Origin of the sequence: Leisingera sp. XS_AS12 (genome assembly GCF_041224635.1) — a bacterium.
Classification (GTDB): Bacteria; Pseudomonadota; Alphaproteobacteria; order Rhodobacterales; family Rhodobacteraceae; genus Leisingera.
Genome location: NZ_JBGFGM010000059.1, coordinates 1 through 7,224 on the forward strand (window position 1 = coordinate 1; position 7,224 = coordinate 7,224).

The 7,224-nt window shown below is 62.8% G+C and carries 7 protein-coding genes and 3 pseudogenes; 5 read left to right on the top strand and 5 right to left on the bottom strand.

Annotated features, from left to right (window positions below; genetic code table 11):
• Window positions 1-354: pseudogene (locus tag AB9K35_RS02115) on the bottom strand (transposase); the annotation flags it as partial.
• Between the two features lie 305 nt (window positions 355-659).
• The gene (locus AB9K35_RS02120) at window positions 660-1,088 is read right to left on the bottom strand and encodes an organic hydroperoxide resistance protein (protein WP_369924227.1); all 429 of its coding nucleotides are present in this window, start codon (window positions 1,086-1,088) and stop codon (window positions 660-662) included.
• Window positions 1,089-1,185: 97 nt separating this feature from the next.
• On the opposite strand from AB9K35_RS02120, the gene AB9K35_RS02125 reads away from it, so the two are divergent.
• The 4 genes from AB9K35_RS02125 to AB9K35_RS02140 all read left to right on the top strand — a co-directional run bounded on the left by AB9K35_RS02125 (window position 1,186) and on the right by AB9K35_RS02140 (window position 4,226).
• Complete coding sequence (locus AB9K35_RS02125) at window positions 1,186-1,647, top strand: MarR family winged helix-turn-helix transcriptional regulator (protein ID WP_369924228.1); 462 nt, start codon at window positions 1,186-1,188, stop codon at window positions 1,645-1,647.
• A gap of 182 nt (window positions 1,648-1,829) precedes the next feature.
• The gene (locus tag AB9K35_RS02130; RefSeq protein ID WP_369924229.1) at window positions 1,830-2,546 is read left to right on the top strand and encodes an IclR family transcriptional regulator; all 717 of its coding nucleotides are present in this window, start codon (window positions 1,830-1,832) and stop codon (window positions 2,544-2,546) included.
• A gap of 105 nt (window positions 2,547-2,651) precedes the next feature.
• Window positions 2,652-3,047, top strand: coding sequence for a heme-binding protein (locus AB9K35_RS02135; RefSeq protein WP_369924231.1), 396 nt, complete (start codon window positions 2,652-2,654; stop codon window positions 3,045-3,047).
• A 12-nt stretch (window positions 3,048-3,059) separates the two neighbouring features.
• Window positions 3,060-4,226, top strand: coding sequence for an MFS transporter (locus AB9K35_RS02140; RefSeq protein ID WP_369924232.1), 1,167 nt, complete (start codon window positions 3,060-3,062; stop codon window positions 4,224-4,226).
• Window positions 4,227-4,326: 100 nt separating this feature from the next.
• Here the strand turns inward: AB9K35_RS02140 and arsH are convergent.
• From arsH to AB9K35_RS02155, 3 genes and pseudogenes are all read right to left on the bottom strand, one after another.
• A pseudogene (arsH, locus tag AB9K35_RS02145) lies at window positions 4,327-4,970 on the bottom strand (arsenical resistance protein ArsH).
• Between the two features lie 59 nt (window positions 4,971-5,029).
• A complete protein-coding gene (locus AB9K35_RS02150) occupies window positions 5,030-5,905 on the bottom strand; it encodes a recombinase zinc beta ribbon domain-containing protein (RefSeq protein WP_369924233.1) in 876 nt (291 codons plus the stop codon).
• A 21-nt stretch (window positions 5,906-5,926) separates the two neighbouring features.
• A complete protein-coding gene (locus AB9K35_RS02155) occupies window positions 5,927-6,751 on the bottom strand; it encodes a recombinase family protein (protein WP_369924234.1) in 825 nt (274 codons plus the stop codon).
• Window positions 6,752-6,870: 119 nt separating this feature from the next.
• On the opposite strand from AB9K35_RS02155, the pseudogene AB9K35_RS02160 reads away from it, so the two are divergent.
• Window positions 6,871-7,224 (top strand): annotated as a pseudogene (locus tag AB9K35_RS02160) (transposase); the annotation flags it as partial.

The window sequence follows — 7,224 nt, forward strand, 5'->3', positions numbered from 1 at the left end:
CGACACCGACAAGCCGACAGGCCCTGCGCTGCGAGATGCCGTGATCCCGCATCGCCCTGAGCGCTGCCTCTCGCCGCTTGGTCAGCGTCGTCAGTTCTTTCCCAGAAGATCCTTCAGAACCACATTGTCCAGCATCGTATCAGCCAGCAGCCGCTTCAGCTTGGCGTTCTCGTCCTCCAGCGCCTTCAGCCGCGCGGCCTCCGACACCTCCATGCCGCCGTACTTGGACTTCAGCTTGTAGAACGTTGCCGGGCTGAGCCCGTGCCTGCGGCACACCTCCGCCGTCGGCATGCCTGCCTCTTGCTCCTTGATCATCCCGATAATCTGCGCCTCGGTAAAACGGCTCTTCCGCATACGTCTGCTCCTTCAGGGGGCAGAGCAGCAGAGCACCGTTGCACAACCGGGTGAAAGACGTGCATCCTTGTTCTCAGTCTACCCTTAAAGCGGCCGCGCGGGGCAGACCTGAGGATGCGAGGGGCACGCGAGGCGAAACCGGGGACGATGAGCCAGCCGCAACCTCCGTGCTGGCGGTCCCTTCGACGGCTTCGGCATGGTCGAACAGCAGCATGACCCCCGCCAGAAAGTTCGGCCGCACCGAGATGTTACGGCCGAAGTTTGAGAGGCTATTTCCCTTTATAGCGGTTTGCAGCCGCATGTGGTCACCGGATTTCGGTGGTCACCTCGACGTTGCCCCGGATCGAATTGGAATAGGGGCAAAGCTGGTGAGCGGCTTCGGTCAGACGCTCGGCGGCTTCCTTGTCGACACCCGGCAGCGAAACGGCAAGCGTGACCTTCAGGCCAAACCCCCCGGCGTCGCGCGGTCCGATGCCGACAGCGGTTTCGACCTCCACGTCGCTGGGCACCTTCGGCAGGCTAGCGTCTTGGGTGGTCGCGAATTTCATCGCGCCGATGTAGCAGGCGGAATACCCCGCAGCGAACAGCTGCTCGGGGTTGTAGCCATTGCCGTTGCCGCCCATTTCGGTCGGCGGGGCGAGGTTCAGCACCAAGTCGGTGCCGACAACCTTGGCTGTGCCATCGCGGCCTCCGGTTGCGGATCCATGGGCGGTATAGATTGGGGAGACAGACATTGAGAGTTTTTCTTATCGACTGCGATTGTATCGCGAGCGATATATATTGCGTAGCTATGGATTGATCAACCGCTTGCGATAATATCGCCTGCGATCTATGTATGACGACAAGATGACAAAACATGCCCTGCCTCTGAATCAGCAGTTCTGCTTTGCGATCTATTCACTGAATAGCGCGATGGGACGACTTTATCGGCCGGTGCTGGCGGAGTTCGGGCTTACCTACCCGCAATACCTGGTGCTCCTTGCCCTGTGGGAACGTGATGGCCAGACCGTTGGTGAATTGGGTAAAGTGCTGTTCCTGGAAACCAACACGCTCACCCCGTTGCTGAAACGGATGGAGGTCGCGGGTTTGGTTCAACGCCGCCGCAGCCCTCAAGATGAACGCCGCGTGGCCGTCACCTTGACGGAAAAGGGCAAGCGTCTCGAGGACAGGGCGCATGACATCGGTCTTTGCGTCACCCGTGCCGTCGACCGGGGTGATACGGATATCGGGGCGCTTCGCGATCAGATTGCCGACCTGACGGAACGCCTGCGCGCCGCAGTTTCATCTTCGTAGCCGAGGCCGTTTCGCCTGCGGTCTGCGATGCCAACGGGCCATCGTGCGACCCCGTAGGTCAGGGCGATTATTTTGAGGCCAGCATCCGATGCTCACCTTAGCCACAATGGAATGGTTCACGCGCCCCGAGCTGTGAGGCAGTAAGAGCGTGACAAACGCCCAGCATTGCTGAATATGGTCCCATGCCTGGTAGTACCATTCAATCGATAGAACGCGCCACGGCGATCCTTGAGGTCATCGCCCGCCAGGGCGGCAGTGCCCAGCTCGCCGTGATTTCCGACATCACTGGTCTTAAAAAGACCACAGTGCATAATATCCTTCGCACGCTTTCGAACCTCGGCTACCTGCATCGCCGCTCCGGTAACAGTGCCTATTATCTCGGGGCGCGCATCCTCAACCTTGCGCGGATCGCGGGCGACGACGACCGTTTGCGGGCATCGCTGCGACCTGCGCTTGTGCGGATCACCGAGTTGACGGGATTTGCCTCCTATCTTGCGGTTCCCAGCGGAGATCAAGCGTTCTACCTTGATGTGTGCGGCCCGGGCGCTGACGACATGAACTCGCCGGTGGACCGACGGGAACCACTTGAAGGAACGGCTGTGGGTCTTGTCTTCCTTGCCTTCATGCCTGCGTTGGAGACACGCGTGCGGCATCGCCGTGATCTGTCGCAGGATGGCGTGACCGACGCGCGATTATTGGAGGTTCGCCGCCTGGGCTTCGCACTCGACCTCGAATTCTTCACGCCTGGTCGTCACTGCGTTTCGATTCCGGTCAGGGAACAGGGAGAGGTTCGAGCTGCACTCGCCATTGCCGGTCCCAAAGGCGAACTTACCGAAGCCCGGATGCGCGATGCGGCGTGGAAAATGTTGAGAATTTCGGCTGAAGTTCAGCAATACTGAATAAATTGCGCTCTCGCATGGGCGCCCCTTTCCAACAAGGCTGTCACGTCCGAAGTGGGTCCTTGCAAGCGGGCACGGCGCCCCGCAGGACAAGGAGACGATCCCATGCATCAGAACATCATTCGCACCGTCATCGACACGGCGCGCGCCAAGGCTGCACAGGATGGCTTTGCGATTAATATCGCTGTCGTTGATGCTAGCGCCCAGCTCGCCGGGTTTGAGCGTATGGAAGGCGCGGTTCTCGGCGCCATCGACGTGGCACAGAAAAAAGCCCGCACCGCGGCCCTGTTCCAGACCGACAGCATCGCGCTTGGCGCAGAGGCGCGCCCTTCAGGCGCGATCTACACGATCGAGAACACCAATGGCGGGCTGATCAGCTTCGGCGGCGGCGTCGTACTCCGTGACGCGGACGGCACCTTCCTTGGCGCGGTCGGCGTGGCCGGTGCCACGGTCGAGGACGATGAAGCCATCGCGCAAGCCGCCGCCGCGGCTCTCCGGTAAGAGGAGGTTATCATGCCCATCGCAGTTTTTGCCCTGGCCATCGCGGCCTTCGCGATCGGCACGACCGAGTTCGTCATCGTCGGCCTGATCCCCGAGATTGCCGGCGACCTCGACGTGACCGTGCCTTCGGCCGGCCTTCTGGTCAGCATGTACGCGCTGGCGATCACGCTCGGCGCACCCACGATTACCGCCCTGACCCAACGCCTGCCCCGCAAGCCGTTGGCGCTTGTCCTCATGGCGTTATTCACCACGGGCAACCTCGCGGCGGCGCTGGCGCCGAGTTTCGGCACCCTTCTCGCCGGTCGCATGGTGACAGGTGTTGCCCACGGCGTGTTCTTCTCGATCGGCGCGGCAATCGCCACCTCTCTGGTCGACCGCTCGCGGGCGTCCCGTGCGGTGTCGCTGATGTTCGCGGGACTCACCGTGGCTATGGTCGTGGGCGTGCCGCTTGGCGCCTTCATCGGCCAGACTTTCGGCTGGCGTGCGCCCTTCCTGCTTGTCGGTGCGCTCGGGGTTGTCAGCTTTACTGGCCTCGCTCTGCTGTTGCCGGGCAACCTGCGCATTGGCGCGGCACTGCCGCTGTGGCGGCAACTGGCACTTGTCGCCAGCCCGCGGCTGCTGGCACTTTATCTCGTCACCGTCTTCGGTTTTGGCGGCTCCTTCGTCGTCTTCACCTACCTCACGCCGCTTTTGACCGATGTGACTGGCATCGCGCCTGCATCGGTGAGTCTCGCGCTCATGCTCTTTGGTCTGGCGACCGTGGTCGGCAACCTCGCGGGCGGCGCGGCCTCCGACCGGCTTGGCGCAACAAGCGCGCTGCGTATCGTGCTGATCGGCCTCGTGGCATCGCTTGCCATGCTGCTGGCGACCCAGGGAAGCATCTGGGCGATCTCGGTCAACCTCGCTGTCTGGGGGGTCTTTGCCTTCGCCATCTCGCCGATCGTGCAATCGGCAGTGGTCGAAACGGCCGAGGCCGGAAGCCCCGGCGCAGGCGCCATCGCCTCGGGCTTCAACATCGCGGCCTTCAACCTCGGGATCTCGGGCGCATCAGCGGTGGGCGGTGCGATCGTGGCCGGCCCTGGCGTCGGGATGACCCCCGTGGCCGCGGCCCTTTCGGGTGTGATCGCCCTCGGCATCGTGTCACTGACAGCAGCGAAGGTACAGGAAAGCCACGCCTGACGCGCAATCATGCACTGCCGGCCCCGAGGCCTGGCAGTGCATAGTCACAATTGCGGCGCGCCAATGGTGTTGCCGGTTGCCGCCCCCAAACGCTCTGCAGTCACTGGCCGACCGCCTTTGGCTGGCTGACCCGTTGGGACAGCTCTGCACGGCTTTCGACCCGTTCGGAGTATCGATCAACCAGATGATCCTTGATGTCTCGGCTCAACAGGGTGAAACTTCACCAGTTCTTCCATCACGTCGACGATGCGATTGTAATATGGCGATGGCCTTATCCGACCGTGTTCGTCGAACTCGTCCCATGCCCTGGCAACCGAGGACTGGTTGGGGATTGTCAGCAGCCGCATCCAGCGGCCAAGGATGCGCAGCTGGTTCACCGTGTTGAATGATTGCGACCCGCCGCAGACCTGCATCACCGCCAGCGTCTTGCCCTGCGTCGGGCGCACGCCGCCGAGTGACAGGGGAATCCAGTCGATCTGCGATTTCATGATCCCGGTCATAACGTCATGACATTCCGGCGAGCACCAAACCATGCCTCGACACCACGTCACGAGGTTTCGCAGCTCGGCCACCTTGGGTTGCTCGGACAGCGCGCCATCGGGTTGCGGCTGGTCGCGCGGATCGAAAAGCTTCACCTCGGTGTCGAAACTGTCGAGGATTCGCGCAGCCTCATCCAGCGGCAAAGCGAGAGTAGCTGTGTTCGCGCAACGACCCGTAAATTCCCGCCCGGCTGGCAGGCCCCAAGACTTTGCAAAGGGCGCTTTTCTGCGCAGAGGTGCCGTTAGCTGCGTGCTATCATTTGTTTATATTTCTGCGGAGAGGACAGGTAGGATACGGCGGTTGCCTGCTCCCGCAACCAACACAATTTCCCCATGCATATCAAAGGCTTCCGGCGCGCCGCCCGAAGCCTTCTTCGTGTTCGCGCCTTCCGCACCCGTCGCCAGCCGCAGCAGCCCGGCAAGATCGCCCTCAAGGGTCAGATCCAGGCCGTCGCCCTCCGCTGCGGGCGTCAGCACGATCCGCTCCACCAATGCGCGCAGCGCCTTCTTGGCCTCTTCCATGCCTTCGGCGGAGCCAAGCCCCTTGATCAGCCGGGAGACCCGCTCCCGGTAGGCCTCTGCCATAGACGGGTGAAACACCACCGGGTCCGGGGCAGGGGGCTGCTCCAACTCCCGTTCCAGCTGCTGGCGCCGCGTGTCGAGCTCGATCATCCGGTCTTTGACCTGCTCCGCGGGCACGCCCGCGATGATCGCATCCACCAGCTTCTGATGATCCCGTTTTGCGCGGGCCAGTGCCTGTTCCTTTTCCTTGCGGCTCCCGGCGGCCGCCGCCTTCAGCCGGTTGCGCTCGGCTGTGTATTCTTCGCAGAAGACCTGCACCGCGTCCGGATCCATCAGGTGGTTCGCCAGTGCATCCAGCACCCGGGCTTTCAGGTCGGCCTGTTTGATCGTGCGCTTGTTGCTGCAGACCGCGGCTCCTTTGTTCCGCGCCGGGGAACAGCCGAAGCTGTCCTTGGAGATCTTGGCAAAGCCGCCTCCGCAGCAGCCGCAGGCCATCAGGCCGGAAAACAAGGTCTTGGGGCGGCGCCGGTCCCAGACCGGCACTTTGGTGCCCGCGGTCTTCAGTTCGCCTTGGCGTGCCCGGACCGCATCCCAGAGATCCTGCTCGACGATCCGCAAATGCGGAACGTCGGTGACCGTCTACTCGCTTTCCGGGTTCAGCCGCGAGATGCGCTTGCCGGTCTGCGGATCCTTCACGTAGCGCAGCCGGTTCCAGACCTGTCGGCCGATGTAGAGCTCATTGTTGAGGATCCCGGTCCCGCGCTGGCGGTTGCCATGAATGGTGGAGGCACCCCAGTGGCGGCCGGACGGGGCAGGCACGCGCTCCTTGTTGAGCGCTTCGGCGATCTTCTTCGGCGAAAGCCCGCGGGCGTAGTTCGCGAAGATCCGGCGCACGACATTTGCCTCTTCTGGATGGATCTCCCGCTCGCCGCGGATCACCTCGCCGCTGGACGTGAGTTGCGGCTTCATGCGGTAGCCGTAAGCTCTGCCGCCCGCGGATTTGCCCTCCAGAGCACGCCCCTTCAGGCCGCGGTGGGTCTTCATCGCGATATCCTTGAGCTGCAAGGCATTCATCGTCCCCTTGAGCCCGATATGAATCTCCGAAATCAGCCCTCCTGAGAGGGTCTCGATCGGGAGGCCGTTGAAACAAAATTCCTGGTAGATGTGGGCAATGTCGGCCTGATTGCGGCTTAGACGGTCGAGGGCTTCCGAGATAACCACATCGAAGGTGCCGCCGCGCGCATCGCGGAGCAGGGCCTGCATGCCGCTGCGCATAAGGCTTGCGCCCGAGATGGCCCGGTCCGAGTAGGTGGAGACGACTTCAAGCCCCTGCGTCTTGGCGTAGTCCGTGCAGCTGTGGATCTGGTCTTCTACGGAGGCGTCGCGCTGCAGATCGCTGGAATACCGTGCGTAGATGGCGGCGCGGGCTGCCTCGCGGGCGAGGGCGCGCAGGAGTTCGTGCAATGACGCGCGGGTGCCGGGTACATCAGCCGGGCGGACGGTGGTTTTACCAGCTGTGACGTGCCCCCCGCGGAATTCCTCACCATGATGTAGAGTCTGCCCACCCCTGAAGGAGCAGACGAATGCGGAAGAGCCGTTTTACCGAGGCGCAGATTATCGGGATGATCAAGGAGCAAGAGGCAGGCATGCCGACGGCGGAGGTGTGCCGCAGGGACGGGCTCAGCCCGGCAACGTTCTACAAGCTGAAGTCCAAGTATGGCGGCATGGAGGTGTCGGAGGCCGCGAGGCTGAAGGCGCTGGAGGACGAGAACGCCAAGCTGAAGCGGCTGCTGGCCGATACGATGCTGGACAATGTGGTTCTGAAGGATCTTCTGGGAAAGAACTGACGACGCTGACCAAGCGGCGAGAGGCAGCGCTCAGGGCGATGCGGGATCACGGCATCTCGCAGCGCAGGGCCTGTCGGCTTGTCGGTGTCG

Bases quoted from the DNA above. Each gene is read 5' to 3' on its own strand.
- AB9K35_RS02140 (WP_369924232.1), top strand. From the start codon at position 3,060: ATGCCCATCGCAGTTTTTGCCCTGGCCATCGCGGCCTTCGCGATCGGC.
- AB9K35_RS02135 (WP_369924231.1), top strand. From the start codon at position 2,652: ATGCATCAGAACATCATTCGCACCGTCATCGACACGGCGCGCGCCAAG.
- AB9K35_RS02125 (WP_369924228.1), top strand. From the start codon at position 1,186: ATGTATGACGACAAGATGACAAAACATGCCCTGCCTCTGAATCAGCAG.
- AB9K35_RS02130 (WP_369924229.1), top strand. From the start codon at position 1,830: ATGCCTGGTAGTACCATTCAATCGATAGAACGCGCCACGGCGATCCTT.
- AB9K35_RS02120 (WP_369924227.1), bottom strand. From the start codon at position 1,088: ATGTCTGTCTCCCCAATCTATACCGCCCATGGATCCGCAACCGGAGGC.